This window comes from Flavobacterium sp. (genome assembly GCF_965277525.1).
Classification (GTDB): domain Bacteria; phylum Bacteroidota; class Bacteroidia; order Flavobacteriales; family Flavobacteriaceae; genus Flavobacterium.
The window spans coordinates 76,794-94,359 of record NZ_CBDIDC010000002.1 but is presented as its reverse complement, the minus strand read 5'-3'; the positions used below and the strand labels follow the sequence as shown (position 1 = coordinate 94,359).

Here is a 17,566-nt window from a genome sequence, read left to right as displayed (position 1 = left end):
CAAGACGGATTTTTTATTCAGGAGTCAAACTCAATTCTAAATTCTGCCCCTTTATTTTTTCCTTCACTGGTTGCGCGTAAAGTCCCTTTATTCTTTTCTATGATTTTTTTGCACAAATACAATCCAATACCTGTCGAAGATTCATTTGCGGTTCCAAGTCGGCTCATTTTAGTAAATTTCTTAAACAATTCATCAATCTGATTTTTATCAAACCCAATTCCTTTATCTGCAACTGTTATTATTAATTTTGAATTGTCACTATAAATTCTAACCTTAATTTCGCTGTCAAAATAAGAGAATTTAATTGCATTACTAATCAAATTGACAATGACCTGAATTAACAAACCTTCATCCATTCTAAGCTTAGCTTCCTCAATTTCCAGACTCAAATTTAATTTTATATTTTTATCTATCAGGCGCTGTTCGACCTGCTCATTTATAAAAGGCAAAATACCCGGAAACAAAATCGTTCTTATTTCCTGATTTCCTTTTACAACACGGTCTTGCTCTTGTAATAATTTAATAAAGTTTTCGATGTATCGAAATTGCAGATTAGTCGATTCACGAATCAATTCTGCCAATTGACGGACAGAGTCTGAGGGATTCTCATTAATAATCAAATTGGCCAGTCCTTGAGGATTTCCAGCGAAATTTTTTAAATCATGTGAAAGCATATAAATCAAATCCTGTTTTTCATTTATAAAACTTTCAGCCTCATAAATAGATTCCTGAATATTACACATTAACAAACCCGCTTCATCAATATATTCAGTTGGTAAAACAGAAAGTCGCCTGTTATTCCTGTAGTTATCCAATGCTTTTGACGCTATCGAAATTGGTTTGATCAATTGATTTAAAACTATGAGTGTTATTGCAGTAGCCAACAAAGTCATAATCAGGGAAAAAACTAATATTGAAGTAGGCGAAATACTATGATTATAATAAAGAACAAAAAACAAAATTCCGATCAACGGAATATGTATTCCAATAAAAGCTACAAATAAAAATTTGAAGGCATAACTTTTTTTCAAAAAGCTAATTTGTGAAAGATTATGATACAACTTCATAAAAAACAACAATAATCTAGATTAAAAATGGTGGATTTGGGCTAATTGTTAAAAACAAAGTTAACTTTTAAACTTAACTAAAGTAATAAATTAAACAATTTGGTAAAATATTTTGAAAATTAAATTTGTAAAAGTTTACAAACACTTATTTTTGCGCTATGGGAAGAAAAAATACAGACAAAGTTGTCTTTCATCAAATTCAGGTTCTGGATGCCGGAGCAAAAGGAGTATCAGTAGCAAAAGCTCCTGACGGAAAAGTAATCTTTATCCCGAACGTGGTTCCGGGTGATGTAGTTGACGTACAAACTTTCAAAAAAAGAAAGGCCTATTATGAAGGTAAAGCCGTAAAATTTCATGAATTATCAGAACATCGCATAGAACCAATTTGCGATCATTTTGGAGTTTGCGGAGGATGTAAATGGCAAAATATGAAATACAGCCAACAGCTGTATTACAAACAAAACGAAGTAAAAAATCATTTGCAACGTATTGGAAAAGTTGAACTACCTGAATTTGAAACTATTTTGGGTTCAGAAAAACAGTTTTTCTACAGAAATAAAATGGAATTTTCGTTTTCTAACAGTCGTTGGTTAACAGAGAAAGAAATTGAAAGTACTGAAGATTTAGGAAATAGAAATGCATTAGGTTTTCATATCCCAAAAATGTGGGACAAAATTCTTGATATTCAAAAATGCTACCTGCAGGAAGACCCTTCTAATGCAATTAGAAATGAAATCAGAGATTTTGCTAACGAACATAACTTAGCTTTCTTTAATCCCAGAGAGCAATCCGGTTTATTAAGAACTTTTATGATTCGTACAGCTTCGACTGGGGAAATCATGGTTTTGATTCAATTTTATGAAAATGACAAAAAAAATCGTGAGCTTCTTTTAGATCATCTTTACGAAAAGTTCCCACAAATTACTTCATTGCAGTATGTGATCAACGCAAAACAAAACGATACTATTTACGATCAGAACATTAAGCTTTATAAAGGCAGGGATTATATTCTGGAAGAAATGGAAGGTTTAAAATTTAGCATCAACGCTAAATCATTTTATCAAACCAACTCTGACCAGGCTTATGAATTATACAAAATAACACGTGATTTCGCTGGCCTTTCAGGAGACGAAACCGTTTATGATTTATATACAGGAACCGGAACTATTGCGCAATTTGTTTCTAAAAAAGCAAAAAAAGTAATTGGTGTAGAAAGTGTTCCCGAAGCTATTTTAGATGCTAAAGCCAACGCAGAACGCAATAATATAACGAATTGTGAGTTTTTTGTAGGTGATATGAAAGTCGTATTCAACGAAAGCTTCATCGCACAACACGGAAAACCGGATGTCATTATTACAGATCCGCCACGAGATGGTATGCACGCTGCAGTTATTGATCAAATCCTGAAAATTGCTCCTAAAAAGGTAGTATATGTAAGTTGTAATTCTGCTACACAAGCACGTGATTTAGCTTTAATGGATGAAAAATACAAAGTAACGCGCGTAAGACCGGTTGATATGTTTCCACAAACGCATCATGTCGAAAATGTTGTACTTTTAGAACTTCGATAACAAAAAATTTTAAATGAAAAAAATAATCTCTCTTTTATTAGTCTTTAGTTTTGGCTTATCCAGCTGCGAGAAAGATGATATTTGTGATGCAAATACCCCCACTACTCCCCGATTAGTGATTTCTTTTTACGACATTACAGCGCCAAGCACCCTTAAAAATGTGACTAATGTAAAAGTAATAGGTAAAGATCAGCCTCAGGGAATTGTTTTTAATAAAAGTGGCGACAGCATTACAAAGTATCTTACTAGTGCTAGTACTATTTCTGTTCCTTTAAAAACAGATGAAGATACCGTAACCTATAGTTTTATCTTTGATGCAAACAATCCAAATCCTGCTGCAATCAACACAGATGTAATAAAATTCAATTATACGCGTCAGAATGTTTATGTATCAAGGGCTTGTGGTTTCAAAACTACCTTTGTATTGAATCCACTATCGACTACTACTCCAATATCAACCCCTTTCGAGCAAACAGATCCAAACAATGATGGACTTTGGATGCAGAGAGTTATCGTTCTACAATCTAACGTCGAATCTGAAAATGAAACACATATTAAAGTATTATTTTAGTTTTTGCCTATTGTTTTCAATGTTTTTGGGGCAAGCCCAGGAAACGTCGACTAAAACAATAACAAAAGGGAGCACTCAGGAAAAAACAAAAACCGGAGCTGCAAAACCTGTCGTTCAGGAAGTAAAAAAAGACAGCATCAAAACCGATCGCTACGGTCTTCGCGTAGGAGTTGATTTGTACAAATTAACCCGCGGTTTTTATGACAAAGACTATAAAGGAATCGAAATTGTAGGTGATTTTCGTTTAACGAAAAAATACTATCTGGCTGCTGAACTTGGTTTTGAAGACAAAACTACAGATGACACCAGATTAAACTCAACAGCTACCGGAACTTATGTAAAAGCAGGTTTTGATTACAATCTGTATCAAAACTGGCTTGACATGGAAAACTTAATTACAATAGGTTTAAGAGGTGGTTTTAGTACGTTTAGCCAACAATTAAACAGTTATAAAATTTATAATGCAAATCCGTATTGGGGAGAACAGCCTCCAATCATTGATGGTCAAAAATACAATGGTCTTACAGCAGGATGGCTGGAAGTAGCTATGGGCTTAAAAGCTAAAGTTTTTAATAATGTGTTTGTAGGTTTTGGGGTCCAGCTAAAAATGTTGGTATCCAACACAAAGCCTTCCGGTTTTGATAATTTATACATCCCCGGCTTCAACAGAACTTATGACGGAAGTTTTGGAGTAGGATTCAACTATACAGTATCTTATTTCATTCCTCTTTATAAGAAAAAAACAATAATTCCTGAAATTGTAAAAAAAGAAACTCCTAAGAAGTAATTTTCGCTAAAATGAAAAAAATAATTGTTCTTTTTATTTTTAGCCAAATCACTTTTGCGCAAAAAACAATTGTCAAAACTTTTCTACATTTCTCCGGAAAAATAGACAAGTACCCAATAGAAATGACAATTGAATTTCATCAGGGAAAAGATTCTGTTTCCGGAAGTTATTACTATCTAAAAAATGGAAAAGACAGGGCTATTTCTACAGAAGGTATTTTTAAAAACAAAGAAATAACGCTGACTGAAACTACTTATATTCCTGGCAAAAATGGAAATGTTCCTAAAAAAACAGGATCGTTTTCATTACATTTAAATAGTAATTACGAAGTAAGTGGTGTTTGGCAAAACGAAAAAAAGGACAAACAATTAGAGGTGAAGCTGACTTGTTTAGAAAATCTCTCTGAATTTAATCCCAAAAGTTACAGCTACAAATTAAACCCGTACAAAGGCAAAGCCGAAAATACGAATGGTGAATTAGCAGACAACTTTCTGATTAGCAAACTGGATATTTATAATTCTAAAAAAGAAAAAGCACAAACTCTTTCTGGCTTCAATACCGTTATTTACGGAAAAGATGGAGAAGTTGAATTAGAAGACATCAATTTTGATGGACTTTTAGACATTAAAATCCCTATTTACTTTCCGGATCGAATTAAGTATGACGGAAGCTTTCTTTATTTTGTTTATGACAAAACAAAGAAACAATTCATTAGAAATATGAAACTTGAAGCATTAGAATACTTATTATTTGATCAAAAAAACAAGGAGTTTGTTAAGTATGAAGCTGACGGAAGCGGAAATGAATCTGACTATTATTACAAATGGTTCAATTCTAATTTTTATCTGATTCGGAAAGTGCAGAGTTTTGAAGATAACGACAAAACACTTTATACGGAATACCAAATCAAAAACAATAAATCAGTAAAGGTTAAAGAATATCAAAAATAACAAAAGCCATGAATTTAAATAATTAAGTTCATGGCTTTTCTGTTATATTCTGTTTTTTAAGACAACTGAAAATCTACCGCTGCTTCTGAATGTAATAAAGCAGTATCAAAAACCGGCACAGCAAGATCTTCTGGTTTTATTACTAATGGAATTTCAGTACAACCCAAAATAATTCCCTCTGCTCCTTCTTTTATTAATTGACCGGCAATTTCCAGATAACGCTTTTTAGTTGCGTCAGTTACAATTCCTTTTCCTAATTCTTCGAAAATGGTAGCATGAAGAAAATCCCTGTCCGCATCATTTTTAGGAATCAGAACTTCAATGCCTTTTTCACTAAGTTTATTTTTAAAGAAATCCAGTTCCATTGTAAACTTCGTTCCCAATAAACCTACTCTTTTCAGTTCTTGTTTCTGAATTTCAATCGCTGTTGCCGTTGCAATATGAATTACAGGCAAACCTATTGCTGCCTCAAGTCGATCGGCAATAAAATGCATGGTATTGGCACACAAAACAATTGCTTCTGCCCCTCCTTGCTTTAAAAATTGAGAAGCTTTTAAAAGCATCTTAAAAGTAGACTCCCAATCGTTAGTCTCGTTATTCTTTTTTATATCAGCATAATTAAAAGAATAAATCAAACATTCAGAGAAGTTCAATCCTCCCAATCTGTCATTTATCCCCTGATTTATAAGTTTGTAATAATCACCGGTAGAAACCCAGCTAATCCCGCCTATAAGTCCAATTTTCTTCATATAAAATCAAAATTAATTATCCAATTTCTCTAATTCCTTTTATGAAAATCCATTTCATGAAAAGCTTTTCACCATCTTTGGTTTTTACCGCCTGAAATTTAGGCGAAATCAAAGTGGCCGCAATAAAAGCAGTCATCGGAATCCAAAGTCCTGTTAATCCAGTATACATCGCTACTACATATCTTCCTGCAATAAATAAAATTGCGAAACACCCTAATTGGTATAAAAAAGCTCTTACTTGTAATTTTGTCATTTCTTTTTGAGTTACTAAAGTTCTGAGACTCTAAGTTGCCAGGCTAAAATCTTGCAATTTAGTTCTCAAGAAACCTTAATTATTTTTTGTTTAAATTACTAAAATCCTGAATAGCCAAGTTAAAAACTTAGAAACTTAATATCTCAGAACCTTAGAAGCTTAGACTTGAAACTTCGTTCTCTTACTTCCTTCGTACATTTCGTATTTTACCAAACGTGCTTCAAGACTTGCATTGAAGAGTTTGATTTTTCTGGAAGGTTTTAATCCCACAAATTTTAGTGCTTCAAGATTTGCAGTAATAAACCAGGCATTTGTTCCCGGATAGCTTTTCTTTAGAGTATCACCAATGTTCTTGTAGAATTCTTCCATATGAATGTCTAAACGCTCATCATAAGGCGGATTAAAAACCATATGCAGCTTACCTTCAACCTCTTTTTCAGTATCAAAAAAGTTTTCTTCCTGAATGGTAATATAATCTTCTAAATTGGCATTTTTGATATTGTCCTTAGCTTTGTTTACAGCACTTGGTGCTTTATCAAAACCTTTAATTGTATAATGAAATTCTTTTGTTTTTTTCATCAGACTGTTTACAATTTGCTCAAACAAATCATTATCCCAGTCTTTCCATTTTTCAAAAGCAAATTCCTTACGGTTAATATTCGCCGGAATATTACAAGCGATCATAGCAGCTTCAGCCAAAAAAGTTCCTGAACCGCACATAGGGTCCAGAAAATGACTTTGACCTTCCCAGCCTGATAATAACAGAATTCCTGCTGCCAAAACCTCATTGATTGGCGCAATATTCGTAGCCGTTCTGTAGCCACGCTGGTGCAATGAATTCCCTGAAGTATCTAAAGCAACCGAAACCTGATCTTTATCGATATGCACATTAATTCGCAAATCAGGAAAAGCTTTATCAATACTTGGTCGCTGACCAGTTCTTTCTCTAAACTGATCTACAATAGCATCCTTACATTTTTGAGAAACAAACTCAGAGTGATTAAAATAAGTCGAATGCACTGTGGCATCAATCACAAAAGTCTGATTGGCATTTAACAGTTTAGACCAGTTTACACCAGAAATCCCTTTGTATAATGCCTGCTCATTATTCGCTCTAAAAGAATAAATTGGTTTTAAGACTTTAAGCGCAGTACGCAGTGATAAATTGGCTTTGTACATAAAACCCTTATCACCTTTAAAACTTACCATTCGCACTCCTTTTTCAACATCCTGAGCACCAAGATCACGCAATTCTTTTTCTAATATTTCTTCAAAACCAAAAAAACATTTGGCTATCATTCTAAAATTTTCTTCCATCTTTATTTTTGTATTAAAAAAAACTCCGATCGCAAACCCACATCTGATTATTCAGGTATCGTCACGAAATAGTTATTTTTCGGCAAAAATACACTAAATTTGCGGTACTTTGAATTAATTGAAATAGAATAAATGTCTGAAGCTCCAAACTCATCAACACCAAATCAGGAACGTAACACCGAAAATTGGTTTACTTCATGGTTTGATACTCCTTATTACCACATTCTTTATAAAGATAGAAACTATCGCGAGGCGCAAATTTTTATGGATAATCTGACGCATTATCTTAACCTGCCTGAAAAAGCAAAAGTCCTCGATTTAGCATGCGGAAAAGGACGCCACTCTATTTACCTGAATCAATTAGGATTTAATGTATTAGGTGCTGACTTGTCTGAGAACAGCATTGCCGAAGCCAGCAAAAACAGCAACGAAACCCTGCATTTTAAAGTACACGATATGCGTGAACCTTTTGATGAAAAGTTTGATGCTATTTTTAATTTGTTTACAAGCTTTGGCTACTTCGAAAACGACGAGGATAATCTAACAACACTAAAAGCCATCAAAGAAAGTTTGTCTGAATATGGTTTTGCAGTAATTGATTTTATGAACGTGGCAAATGTAATCGAAACTCTGGTTCCTGAAGAAGTAAAAACAGTTGACGATATCGACTTTAAAATCAAAAGATATGTTGAGGACGGGCATATTTTTAAAGAAATAGATTTTGAAGACAAAGGACATCACTATCATTTTACCGAAAAAGTAAAAGCTTTAACATTAAAAGACTTTGAAGAATTAATGGAAGAAGCCGGAATTTTTCTGTTAGATATTTTTGGAGACTATAAACTCAAAAAATTTCACAAAACCGAAAGTGAACGATTAATCATGATTTTTAAGTAAAATTGGTGAATCGTTTAATTGTTTAACCGAATAAACAAACAAAACAATTAACCGATTAAACAAATCAACGATTAAACAATAAAAAATGAATTATCTATTACCCTTATTTTCTGTACTTTTAGGTTATATTGTGGCTTTGTTTTTAAAACCAAAAAGCAAAACCAATCTGAAATTATTGCTTGCTTTTAGCGGTTCATTTTTATTGTCATTAACGGTAATGCATTTGCTTCCGGAAGTTTACGAAACCCATAATCATAATATTGGTGTGTTTATCATGGTCGGAATTTTATTCCAGATCATATTAGAGTTTTTCTCTAAAGGAGCTGAACACGGGCACGTTCACGGACATGCACAAATGAGCCAGATTCCGTGGCTGCTTTTTATAAGCCTTTGTATTCATGCTTTTTTAGAAGGTTTTCCGGTAAGCCATCACCATGATTTAGCACTTGGCATAGCCATTCATCATTTGCCAATTGCCGTTATTCTAACTACATTTTTCATTAATGCCAACCTGAACAAAAAAGCCATTTTCGCTTTCATGCTTACTTTTGCCATTATGACACCTCTTGGTACAATTGCATCTGAATATTTACCTTTTTTAAACGAATATTATACTGAAATTACCGCGATCGTAATTGGTATTTTATTTCACATTTCATCAACTATTATTTTCGAAAGCAGCGAAGGACATAAATTTAATATTGCCAAAGTTTCTATGATCGTTCTGGGGATTTTATTGGCGTTTTTGTTATAATTTGGGCGTGACCACATTTACAAAAGGTGCTATCAAACAAACTGCTTATGTGCGCCTTTCGCAAATACGGTCGGGCTATCCGCAATACTTTGGTAGCTTACTCCTATCCTATCCCTCACGCAAAAAAAGACTTACTCTCATTCAAAAATAGCTAACAGGTTAAAAAACCTCTTATGGGGATTCCAGCAAGCGATCGTTATGTAACAATTAAAAGAAAAAAAGTTTTTTAATCTTTGCTACTTTACGTTCTAAATTTCGGGATTGCAATAAAAAAGATTAATTTTGAGCCGGTTTAATTAACACGAAAAAATGGCATTTACCAAAACTACAGAACAATCTTCAAAATACGAACATTTAGAAATAATGTCTCTACAGGAATTGCTTACCAACATCAATCAGGAAGATCAAACTGTTCCGGATGCAGTCGCAAAAGCAATTCCGCAAATTGAAGCTTTAGTAGCACAAGTAGTTGCTAAACTAAAATTAGGTGGCCGCCTTTTTTATATCGGAGCCGGAACATCCGGCCGATTAGGTGTTGTTGATGCCTCAGAATGCCCTCCTACTTTTGGTGTTCCTTTTGATTTGGTAAACGGAATTATTGCCGGTGGAGACACTGCTATTCGTCGTGCCGTAGAAAATGCAGAAGACAACGCTACACAAGCTTGGATCGATTTGCAAAACCATAATATTGGGGAAAATGATGTCGTTATTGGTATCGCAGCTTCCGGAACTACTCCTTATGTTATTGGTGGTTTAGAAACCTGCAATCAAAACAATATTGTTACGGGTTGTATTACCAACAATGCCGGAAGTCCGTTGGCACTAACCGCCCAATTTCCTGTTGAAGTAGTGGTAGGTCCTGAATTTATTACAGGAAGTTCCAGAATGAAAGCAGGAACAGCTCAAAAATTAGTCCTCAACATGATTTCGACTGCCGCTATGATTCAGATTGGAAAAGTAAGAGGAAACAAAATGGTCGATATGCAACTAAGTAATATTAAATTGGTAGACCGTGGCGTAAAAATGATCATGGACGAAATTCCGGTTTCTTATGAAGAAGGTGCTGAACTATTAAAAAAATATGGCAGCGTTAGAAATGCTGTTGATAATTATATAAAGTAAAAAGTTTTTTGTGAAATGTGAGATGGGAAACTGCCTGAATATTTAACCGAAAAGTTTGAAACCTGAAACAAAAAAACTATGGCAACAAATAAAGAATTACTAGGGAAAGGAATTAAATATATGTCAGGTTCATTGCCGTTATTATTTATTGGTCCTTCGTTAATTTATAATGCTTTTATGAATCAGCATACCAACTGGCATTATTTGGTTTTAGGAATTGGAATTGTGGCTTGTTTAAGCGCAATGTTCCCGATTTTTTACGGATTGAAAATTATTATGAGGGGTATCTTTAATGACTAATTTGTATCTTTACTAAAATTCACTATCATGGATATACAAGTAGAAATAAACTGGATTCATCAAGAAATCGACAAAGTAAAAGATCCTTCTTTTGTAGAAAAATTAAAACATCTTTTGCAATCCATTAATAATTCTACAGTTGACTCAGATGCGGCTTATAATTTGGATATCGAAAATGCCTTAGAAAGTATTAAAAAAGGTGATTTTTATACCGAAGATCAAGCAAAAGAAATTGCAAAAAAATGGGGAAGAAAATAATTTGATCTAAAAATGCTTTAGACCAATTAGAAGACATTCATTTTTAAATTTTCTTTGAAAGTAAATCGATTACAATTGCAGACAAAGTAGTGAACACTATTTTTGACAGTACAGAAATAAAACACAACCCGAAATATATAAACTAGATAAACAAAAGACCAATAATGATGGCTCTTTTAGAGTTTATGCCGTGTATAATTATGCTCTATCATATCAAATAACAGGAAGAGATCATTTACATTCTTCGCGTGCGTCACAATACTCAGAAACAAAAAAAACATTCATGGAAGGTATAATTCACATTCAAAAAACGTTCGAGAAAGTCGCTTATATTGATAAAAAAATAAACAATCGTGAGTTTGAAGATTGTGTCTTTAAAAACTGTGACTTTTCTAATAGCAATTTTGCCTATAATACATTTTTAGATTGCGAATTTATCGATTGCAATTTGTCGATGACGAGTTTATCAGGAACAAGCTTAAAAAACGTTTCTTTTAAAAACTGCAAACTTTTAGGAATCGCTTTTAATGAATGTGACGATTTTTTATTTCAGGTTTATTTTGAAGAAAGCACTTTAGATTATGCCGTCTTTTCAAATAAAAAAATGCCTAAAACCAAATTCATTAATTGCTCTGTTAGGGAAGTTACTTTTATAGGAACTAACTTAACGAGTTCGGTTTTTGATAATTGTAATTTAGAAGGAGCCATTTTTAATGATACACAATTGGCTGCAGTAAATTTTAAAACGGCTTACAATTACAAAATCGATCCCGAATTTAACCCGATGAAAAAAGCGCAATTTTCGAATGATGGAATTGTGGGGCTTTTAGATAAATACGATATCAAAATTGTCTAACAATACGTTTTAGAAAGCTACGAACTCGCTAATTTTTTTTATTATAAAAGCAATTAATTATAATTCGTGAATTCGTGGCAAAAGAACAATAATTCAATTCTAATTATGAAAGCAACCGAGTCCTATTTAGAAAGCGTTAAAAAGCAGTTTTTATATTATAAAACTTTGGGCGAAAAAGCGATGGATCAATTAGAACCTCATCAGCTTTTTGTTGCCATAAACGAAGATACCAATAGTATTGCTACTATTATCAATCATATTTCCGGTAATATGCTTTCGAGATGGACAGATTTCCTGACTTCTGATGGTGAAAAAGAATGGCGAAACCGCGATGCTGAATTTGAAAATAATTTATATTCTAAAGAGGAGGTCTTACAGGTTTGGAATAAAGGCTGGGATTGTTTTTTAAATACCTTAAACAGTTTAAACCCCGAACAACTTTCAGACATTATCTATATTCGTAATGAAGGGCACACCGTTATTGAAGCTATAAACCGCCAACTGGCGCATTATCCGTATCATGTGGGTCAGATTGTTTTTTATGCCAAACAACTAAAAAATAGCGAATGGAATAGTTTATCGATCCCCAGAAATAAATCCGGAAATTACAATGCCGAAAAGTTTGCCAAAGAAAAAGAAATCAGGAACTTTACCGATGACGAGTTAAAGAGATTGAAATAACAATATTGCAAGACTGAGCGAAGTCAAAGTCTATAACATTCTTTTTATTTGGAACTATAAATATGAGACAAAAAAACAACGAAACACATCATTTTTTGCCAAGTGGCGAATGGGAAGGATTTTATTGTTATTCTAATTCTCCAGCACAACATAAAATGTCTATTGAACTGATTTTTAAAAATTCTATTGTTTCCGGCTCTGGAATTGATGATGTAAACTCTTTTAGGTGGAACGGAACTTATAATTTGGAGCATTTTAAAATTAAAATGATAAAAAAATATGCGACTCATATCATAAACTATCAGGGAGATGTTGACGAAAATGGTATTTGGGGCGTTTGGGATAATCCTGAAGATATAAGTGGATTTGAAGAATATGGACAAGCCTTTTTACAAAAAATTAAAGATATGACATATGGTGGATTTCATATCTGGCCAAAAGCATCAAAAGGCGAATCTAAAGAAGAAATTAGAGCAGAAGTAAAAGAATCTAAAAAATTAAAAGAGTTTTACATCCAAAAAATTTAGAACATCAATATAATACAACTGGTTCATGAGAACTATAAATACTATCCCTGATTGTCTCGAAGTCTCGGGAGAGAATCCTTTTTATTTTGCCATAGCGGATAAAAAGATTGTAACAAAAAGCAGGATTGGGTCCTAAAAAAAACAAAATATTTAAAATGAAAAAAATTATATTCTTTCTTCCGTTACTTGCATTAGTATCTTGTTACGACGCTGAACACAATTGTAAAAATTTTAAAAACGGAAAATTCAAATTTGAGTTTGATGTAAATGGCGTAAAAAAAACAACAATTTTTGAACGTAAAGATGGTATCGAAATTGAAACCTTTGACGGAAAAACAGATACCTCAACTGTGCGTTGGGTTAGTGACTGTGAATATATTTTACAAAAAAAACATCCCAAGAATATGGCCGAAGAAAAAGCCATTAGTATGAAGATTTTAACCACGTCGAAAGATTCGTATACATTTGAATTTGGAATGGTGGGTTCTGATCAGAAACAACGCGGAACAGTTGTAAAAGTGGAGTAAATCATTTAAATAATAAAGACAATTAAACTCTTTTTAGAATGGAAGTATTTTTAAATCCCGATGCATGGATTGCCTTATTAACACTGACTTTTCTTGAAATTGTTTTAGGAATTGATAATATTATATTTATATCGATTGTAACAGGTAAATTACCTGAAGAAGATCGCAAAAAAGCAACCCGAATTGGTCTGTTTTTAGCCATGTTTATGCGTATCGCTTTATTGATGGGGATTTCGTATCTGATTGCCATGAAAGCCACTATATTTAGCATTCACTGGGGTTGGTTCGAGGGCGATTTTACAGGTCAGGCTTTGATTTTGTTTTTTGGAGGTTTATTTTTAATTTATAAAAGCACCAAGGAAATCAGCGAAAAAGTTGATCATAAAGGCGATGAAGAAAAGAGCATTGGTACAGCCGCTAAAAAATCATTTTCGAATGTTATCGTACAGATTTTATTGATTGATCTGATCTTCTCTGTCGATTCTATCTTAACCGCGGTTGGTATGACAAATGGGGTTCATGGTGCTTTGACAATTATGATTACAGCTGTGATTATTTCAGTTTTGGTGATGATGTTATTTGCCGTTCCGGTTGGAAATTTCGTCAATAAAAACCCTTCAATCCAAATATTGGGGCTTTCGTTTTTAATCCTCATTGGCTTCATGTTGATTACAGAAAGTATGCATTTATCGAATGCTGCACTTGCCGGCGAACACATTGGTGCGGTGCCCAAAGGATATTTGTATTTTGCCATTTCGTTTTCTTTGGCTGTTGAGTTTATCAACATGCGGATTCGAAAGAAACAATCTTAAATCTAAAAGTTCCTATTTTTGGGACTTTTTTTTATAGTATCTCACTCGCAAAACTCTCACAAAAACACAAAGAATAAACAAAATTTTGTGCCTTTGTGACTTTGTGGCAAAATCAAAAAAGTTTAAAGGTGTTTCTTTTACATTTCTATTTTAAGTCTTACATTAGAACCTAAATCTTACGCATGAAAAATACTATTTCGCAAAGAGTTGCTGATTTTTTAAAGAACTTCCCTCCTTTTAGCTTTTTGCACCAGAAGGATTTAGAAAAACTATCAGAACAAATTTCTATCGTTTACAAGGATAAAGATTCAGTAATCTTTGCTGAAAACGAGAAAACTCATGATTCTTTTTATGTGGTACATAAAGGTGCTGTTGCGCTTAAAAAAAGTCCAAAAAATACTGTTTTGGATATGTGTGATGAAGGCGATATTTTTGGATTGCGTCCGCTTCTGGCTCAGGAAAATTATATTATGGAAGCTGTAGCCTACGAAGAAACAATTTTATATGCAATTCCGATTGCTGTTTTTAAACCTTATGCACTGGAGAATAGAACTGTTGGTAATTTTTTGATCGAAAGTTATGCCTCTAATACCCGAAATCCATATTCAGATATTCATAAAGATAAATTATATGGCGATGATTTATTGCATGGAAATCTTCAATCCAGCAAACATTCTTTTGACCTGGCTCCTATTAAATATTCAAAAAAAATTGTGACCTGTAGCCCCTCAACAACCGCTCGGGATATTGCCAAAATTATGAATGAGAAAAAAGTCGGGGCAATATTAATTGTTGATGAAATGCTTCCAATTGGTATTTTAACAGACAAAGATCTTCGCAATAAAATTGTTACAGGAGATTATTCGATCATGACAACGGCAGAAAGCATCATGACACAACCTGTAATTACCTATCCTAAAAAAATGACGGTTACAGAAGCACAAATGGCAATGATGAAAAGCAACATTAGTCATCTGTGTCTCACAAAAGACGGAACTACAAATACTAAAGCTGTCGGCATTTTATCAAAACACGATGTAATGGTGGCGTTAGGAAACAATCCCGCTGTTTTAATAAAAGCTTTAAAAAGGGCAAAAAAAACAAAGGAAATAAAACCGATCCGAAACAGTATTATGGAACTGCTTCAGGGTTATCTGGATCAAAATATTCCAATGACTTTGATTTCAAAAATTATAACAGAATTAAATGAAGCCTGCACAACTCGTGTTATTGAAATTTGTTTAGAAAAAATGAGCAGTCCGCCTCCGGTAAAATTTGCATGGCTTGCACTTGGAAGCCAGGGAAGAGGCGAGCAAATGCTGCATACGGATCAGGATAATGCTATTGTTTATGAAAATGTGTCCGAAGTTTTTAAAGACGAAACAAAAGTATATTTCTTAAAATTTGCTGCTCTTGTTAATAAAGGTCTTTTTGAAATTGGCTACGATTATTGTCCCGCCGAAATGATGGCGTCGAACCCAAAATGGTGCATGAGTCTTGGCGAATGGAAAAATCAGGTACATCACTGGATCACGAATCCGGGTAAAAATGAGGTTTTATTATCCTTTATTTTCTTCGATTATAGTTTAACCTATGGCGACGCCGGAATCACAAATGAACTTTCTGATTTTATTTTTGAAAATGTGAAAGCAAACCCTGTTTTTTATGTTCATTTGGTTAGCGGTGCTCTGCAAAGTCCATCTCCAACAGGCTTTTTCAGGCAATTTTTGGTCGAACAGGACGGAGCAAATAAAGATCATTTTGATATTAAAAGACGCGCTTTAATGCCATTAACAGATGCTGCACGTGTTTTGATATTATCGCATTCTGTAAAAGGCATAAGTAATACGGCAGAACGTTTTGAAAAACTGGCTGAGCTGGAACCTAACAATATGGAATTGTATTTGTCATGTTCTTACTCTTTTAAAGCCTTATTGAAATTCAGAACCAAACAAGGGCTTTTACATCATGATTCCGGTCAGTTTATTGCATTGGAATCTTTATCTAAAATGGAAAAAATCAAGTTAAAAAGAACTTTTAAAACCATCAAAGAGCTTCAGGAACTCATTTCGGTACGTTTTAATATTTCAAATCTGGTGTAACTATGAGTTTATTGAATTTTTGGAAAAAAGAAGACAATTTCTTTGATGAAAATATCACTATTGAAGCAACCCGTTTCGTAGTTCTGGATACCGAAACAACCGGTTTTGATTACGATAACGACCGGATATTATGCATTGGTGCCCTTGTTCTTCAAAATGGTATTATATCAATTCAGGACAGTTTTGAAATTTATATTGAACAGGATCATTACGACAAATCGACGGCTCAGATTCACGGTATTTTAAAAGCTTTCGTTATTCAACGCCCAAGTGAGCAAGAAGCTTTAGAACAATTTTTAGCTTTTTTGGGCGATTCGATTATTATCGCACATCATACTGTTTTTGATGTTACGATGATCAATAGGGCATTAGAAAGAAATGGCTTACCTCTATTAACCAATAAAACTTTAGACACGGCTCATCTATATAAAAAGACTTTAATACAATCGCATTTGTTTGAGCGAAAAGATCATTACACCTTAGATGATCTTGCCGACAAATTTGATATTTCTAAAAAAGACCGCCATACTGCTTTGGGTGATGCGTACATCACTGCAATAGCCTTTTTGAAAATTGTAAAGAAACTAAAAGAAAAGAAACACGTTAATCTTAATTCGTTGTTTAAATAAAAGCCTGATTTTAAATCAGGCTTTTAGCACAAATTAATCTTCTATAAAAAGTCGGTACGGAAATACATTCGATGATCTGTTTTTTAAATGTTTCATGAAGCTCTCACATAAATAGCCCCATTCTATGGTGCACCTCCGGGATATGTTGGTTACGAAGAAGGTGGATTATTGGTGAATAAAATTAGGCAAAAGCCCTACTCTATTGTTTTATTTGATGAAATCGAAAAAGCCCATAGCTCTGTATATGATGTTTTTCTTCAAATTATGGATGAAGGAAAATTGCACGACCGATTAGGAAAAGAAGGTGATTTCTCGAATGCGATTATCTTATTTACTTCGAATATTGGTGCAGATCATATTGTTAAAACATTCAATAGCGGTAAAATTCCAACTTCAACTTCTTTAATGGAGATTATGGGGAATTACTTTAGGCCTGAATTTCTAGGTCGTTTAACTGAAATAGTACCTTTTGCTCCTATCAGTAAAGAAAATGCCTTAAAAATATTCGAAATCCATCTTAAAAAAGAGTTTATGGATTTACTAAAGAATATTAATATCAAAGTCGAAATTCCGATGGAAGCGAAACTTTATCTTGCTGAAAATGGCTATAATGCCAAATACGGAGCAAGACCTATAAAAAGTATTATCAGAAGTCATTTGCGACGACCTTTGGCTAAAAAAATAATCTCAGGAGAAGTAAAAGACGGTGATACCATGACTGTTATTATTGAAAATGATGAAGTAAAATGGATTAAAGAAGAAATGGTAAATGTTTTGGAGAAATAGAATTAAAACAACCTATTATAAAAAAACGCTAAGAAATCAATCTTAGCGTT

20 protein-coding genes and 1 pseudogene are annotated in these 17,566 nt (G+C 33.4%); 17 read left to right on the top strand and 4 right to left on the bottom strand.

Features of this window, described 5'->3' with window-relative positions; genetic code table 11:
- Positions 1-17: 17 nt before the first annotated feature.
- Positions 18-1,031, bottom strand: a complete 1,014-nt coding sequence (locus tag ACQY44_RS02580; RefSeq protein ID WP_428228864.1) for a sensor histidine kinase — start codon at positions 1,029-1,031, stop codon at positions 18-20.
- 194 nt (positions 1,032-1,225) lie between these two features.
- Here ACQY44_RS02580 and rlmD point away from each other — a divergent pair, with 194 nt between their 5' ends.
- From rlmD to ACQY44_RS02560, 4 genes are read left to right on the top strand one after another with little or no spacing between them, the layout of a single operon-like run.
- Positions 1,226-2,638 carry a 23S rRNA (uracil(1939)-C(5))-methyltransferase RlmD gene (gene rlmD, locus ACQY44_RS02575; protein WP_428228863.1) on the top strand — a complete coding sequence of 471 codons (1,413 nt, stop codon included), beginning with the start codon at positions 1,226-1,228 and terminating at the stop codon, positions 2,636-2,638.
- Positions 2,639-2,651: 13 nt separating this feature from the next.
- Positions 2,652-3,209 carry a DUF6452 family protein gene (locus tag ACQY44_RS02570; protein ID WP_428228862.1) on the top strand — a complete coding sequence of 186 codons (558 nt, stop codon included), beginning with the start codon at positions 2,652-2,654 and terminating at the stop codon, positions 3,207-3,209.
- Positions 3,181-3,996 carry a DUF6048 family protein gene (locus tag ACQY44_RS02565; protein WP_428228861.1) on the top strand — a complete coding sequence of 272 codons (816 nt, stop codon included), beginning with the start codon at positions 3,181-3,183 and terminating at the stop codon, positions 3,994-3,996. Before ACQY44_RS02570 ends, ACQY44_RS02565 begins: the two co-directional genes overlap by 29 nt.
- An 11-nt stretch (positions 3,997-4,007) precedes the next feature.
- Complete coding sequence (locus ACQY44_RS02560; protein WP_428228860.1) at positions 4,008-4,946, top strand: XAC2610-related protein; 939 nt, start codon at positions 4,008-4,010, stop codon at positions 4,944-4,946.
- Between the two features lie 56 nt (positions 4,947-5,002).
- Here ACQY44_RS02560 and ACQY44_RS02555 read toward each other — a convergent pair whose 3' ends face one another.
- The 3 genes from ACQY44_RS02555 to ACQY44_RS02545 all read right to left on the bottom strand — a co-directional run bounded on the left by ACQY44_RS02555 (position 5,003) and on the right by ACQY44_RS02545 (position 7,265).
- Positions 5,003-5,695: an aspartate/glutamate racemase family protein gene (locus ACQY44_RS02555; protein WP_428228859.1), complete on the bottom strand. Its 693-nt coding sequence runs from the start codon at positions 5,693-5,695 to the stop codon at positions 5,003-5,005.
- 16 nt (positions 5,696-5,711) lie between these two features.
- A complete protein-coding gene (locus tag ACQY44_RS02550; RefSeq protein WP_428228858.1) occupies positions 5,712-5,948 on the bottom strand; it encodes a hypothetical protein in 237 nt (78 codons plus the stop codon).
- Between the two features lie 159 nt (positions 5,949-6,107).
- Positions 6,108-7,265, bottom strand: a complete 1,158-nt coding sequence (locus ACQY44_RS02545) for a THUMP domain-containing class I SAM-dependent RNA methyltransferase (protein ID WP_428228857.1) — start codon at positions 7,263-7,265, stop codon at positions 6,108-6,110.
- Between the two features lie 132 nt (positions 7,266-7,397).
- On the opposite strand from ACQY44_RS02545, the gene ACQY44_RS02540 reads away from it, so the two are divergent.
- The 13 genes and pseudogenes from ACQY44_RS02540 to ACQY44_RS02480 form a co-directional block, all read left to right on the top strand.
- Entirely contained in the window at positions 7,398-8,162 is a 765-nt protein-coding gene (locus ACQY44_RS02540) for a class I SAM-dependent methyltransferase (protein ID WP_428228856.1), read from the top strand.
- A gap of 85 nt (positions 8,163-8,247) precedes the next feature.
- On the top strand, positions 8,248-8,916 hold the full coding sequence (locus tag ACQY44_RS02535; protein ID WP_428228855.1) for a ZIP family metal transporter: 669 nt from the start codon (positions 8,248-8,250) through the stop codon (positions 8,914-8,916).
- A 309-nt stretch (positions 8,917-9,225) separates the two neighbouring features.
- Positions 9,226-10,038, top strand: coding sequence for an N-acetylmuramic acid 6-phosphate etherase (murQ, locus tag ACQY44_RS02530; RefSeq protein ID WP_428228854.1), 813 nt, complete (start codon positions 9,226-9,228; stop codon positions 10,036-10,038).
- Positions 10,039-10,116: 78 nt separating this feature from the next.
- A complete protein-coding gene (locus ACQY44_RS02525) occupies positions 10,117-10,338 on the top strand; it encodes a DUF6095 family protein (protein ID WP_428228853.1) in 222 nt (73 codons plus the stop codon).
- Between the two features lie 27 nt (positions 10,339-10,365).
- A complete protein-coding gene (locus ACQY44_RS02520; RefSeq protein ID WP_428228852.1) occupies positions 10,366-10,596 on the top strand; it encodes a hypothetical protein in 231 nt (76 codons plus the stop codon).
- Positions 10,597-10,879: 283 nt separating this feature from the next.
- Entirely contained in the window at positions 10,880-11,452 is a 573-nt protein-coding gene (locus tag ACQY44_RS02515; protein WP_428228851.1) for a pentapeptide repeat-containing protein, read from the top strand.
- A gap of 105 nt (positions 11,453-11,557) precedes the next feature.
- Positions 11,558-12,133: a DUF1572 family protein gene (locus ACQY44_RS02510; RefSeq protein WP_428228850.1), complete on the top strand. Its 576-nt coding sequence runs from the start codon at positions 11,558-11,560 to the stop codon at positions 12,131-12,133.
- A gap of 62 nt (positions 12,134-12,195) precedes the next feature.
- Positions 12,196-12,660 (top strand): hypothetical protein, encoded by a 465-nt coding sequence (locus tag ACQY44_RS02505; protein WP_428228849.1) that lies wholly within the window; start codon positions 12,196-12,198, stop codon positions 12,658-12,660.
- Between the two features lie 155 nt (positions 12,661-12,815).
- Entirely contained in the window at positions 12,816-13,187 is a 372-nt protein-coding gene (locus ACQY44_RS02500) for a DNA topoisomerase IV (RefSeq protein WP_428228848.1), read from the top strand.
- A 38-nt stretch (positions 13,188-13,225) separates the two neighbouring features.
- Complete coding sequence (locus ACQY44_RS02495; protein ID WP_428228847.1) at positions 13,226-13,999, top strand: TerC family protein; 774 nt, start codon at positions 13,226-13,228, stop codon at positions 13,997-13,999.
- Between the two features lie 182 nt (positions 14,000-14,181).
- Positions 14,182-16,101 carry a DUF294 nucleotidyltransferase-like domain-containing protein gene (locus tag ACQY44_RS02490; RefSeq protein WP_428228846.1) on the top strand — a complete coding sequence of 640 codons (1,920 nt, stop codon included), beginning with the start codon at positions 14,182-14,184 and terminating at the stop codon, positions 16,099-16,101.
- Between the two features lie 2 nt (positions 16,102-16,103).
- Positions 16,104-16,730 (top strand): 3'-5' exonuclease, encoded by a 627-nt coding sequence (locus tag ACQY44_RS02485; RefSeq protein WP_428228845.1) that lies wholly within the window; start codon positions 16,104-16,106, stop codon positions 16,728-16,730.
- Positions 16,731-16,844: 114 nt separating this feature from the next.
- Positions 16,845-17,516, top strand: a pseudogene (locus ACQY44_RS02480) (AAA family ATPase); the annotation flags it as partial.
- Between the last annotated feature and the right edge of the window lie 50 nt (positions 17,517-17,566).

Coding starts and splice junctions, on each gene's coding strand:
- ACQY44_RS02535 (WP_428228855.1), top strand. CDS start 8,248: ATGAATTATCTATTACCCTTATTTTCTGTACTTTTAGGTTATATTGTG.
- ACQY44_RS02540 (WP_428228856.1), top strand. CDS start 7,398: ATGTCTGAAGCTCCAAACTCATCAACACCAAATCAGGAACGTAACACC.
- ACQY44_RS02495 (WP_428228847.1), top strand. CDS start 13,226: ATGGAAGTATTTTTAAATCCCGATGCATGGATTGCCTTATTAACACTG.
- ACQY44_RS02490 (WP_428228846.1), top strand. CDS start 14,182: ATGAAAAATACTATTTCGCAAAGAGTTGCTGATTTTTTAAAGAACTTC.
- ACQY44_RS02485 (WP_428228845.1), top strand. CDS start 16,104: ATGAGTTTATTGAATTTTTGGAAAAAAGAAGACAATTTCTTTGATGAA.
- ACQY44_RS02510 (WP_428228850.1), top strand. CDS start 11,558: ATGAAAGCAACCGAGTCCTATTTAGAAAGCGTTAAAAAGCAGTTTTTA.
- ACQY44_RS02525 (WP_428228853.1), top strand. CDS start 10,117: ATGGCAACAAATAAAGAATTACTAGGGAAAGGAATTAAATATATGTCA.
- ACQY44_RS02550 (WP_428228858.1), bottom strand. CDS start 5,948: ATGACAAAATTACAAGTAAGAGCTTTTTTATACCAATTAGGGTGTTTC.
- ACQY44_RS02545 (WP_428228857.1), bottom strand. CDS start 7,265: ATGGAAGAAAATTTTAGAATGATAGCCAAATGTTTTTTTGGTTTTGAA.
- ACQY44_RS02515 (WP_428228851.1), top strand. CDS start 10,880: ATGGAAGGTATAATTCACATTCAAAAAACGTTCGAGAAAGTCGCTTAT.
- ACQY44_RS02520 (WP_428228852.1), top strand. CDS start 10,366: ATGGATATACAAGTAGAAATAAACTGGATTCATCAAGAAATCGACAAA.
- murQ (WP_428228854.1), top strand. CDS start 9,226: ATGGCATTTACCAAAACTACAGAACAATCTTCAAAATACGAACATTTA.
- rlmD (WP_428228863.1), top strand. CDS start 1,226: ATGGGAAGAAAAAATACAGACAAAGTTGTCTTTCATCAAATTCAGGTT.
- ACQY44_RS02505 (WP_428228849.1), top strand. CDS start 12,196: ATGAGACAAAAAAACAACGAAACACATCATTTTTTGCCAAGTGGCGAA.
- ACQY44_RS02570 (WP_428228862.1), top strand. CDS start 2,652: ATGAAAAAAATAATCTCTCTTTTATTAGTCTTTAGTTTTGGCTTATCC.
- ACQY44_RS02565 (WP_428228861.1), top strand. CDS start 3,181: ATGAAACACATATTAAAGTATTATTTTAGTTTTTGCCTATTGTTTTCA.
- ACQY44_RS02500 (WP_428228848.1), top strand. CDS start 12,816: ATGAAAAAAATTATATTCTTTCTTCCGTTACTTGCATTAGTATCTTGT.
- ACQY44_RS02560 (WP_428228860.1), top strand. CDS start 4,008: ATGAAAAAAATAATTGTTCTTTTTATTTTTAGCCAAATCACTTTTGCG.
- ACQY44_RS02555 (WP_428228859.1), bottom strand. CDS start 5,695: ATGAAGAAAATTGGACTTATAGGCGGGATTAGCTGGGTTTCTACCGGT.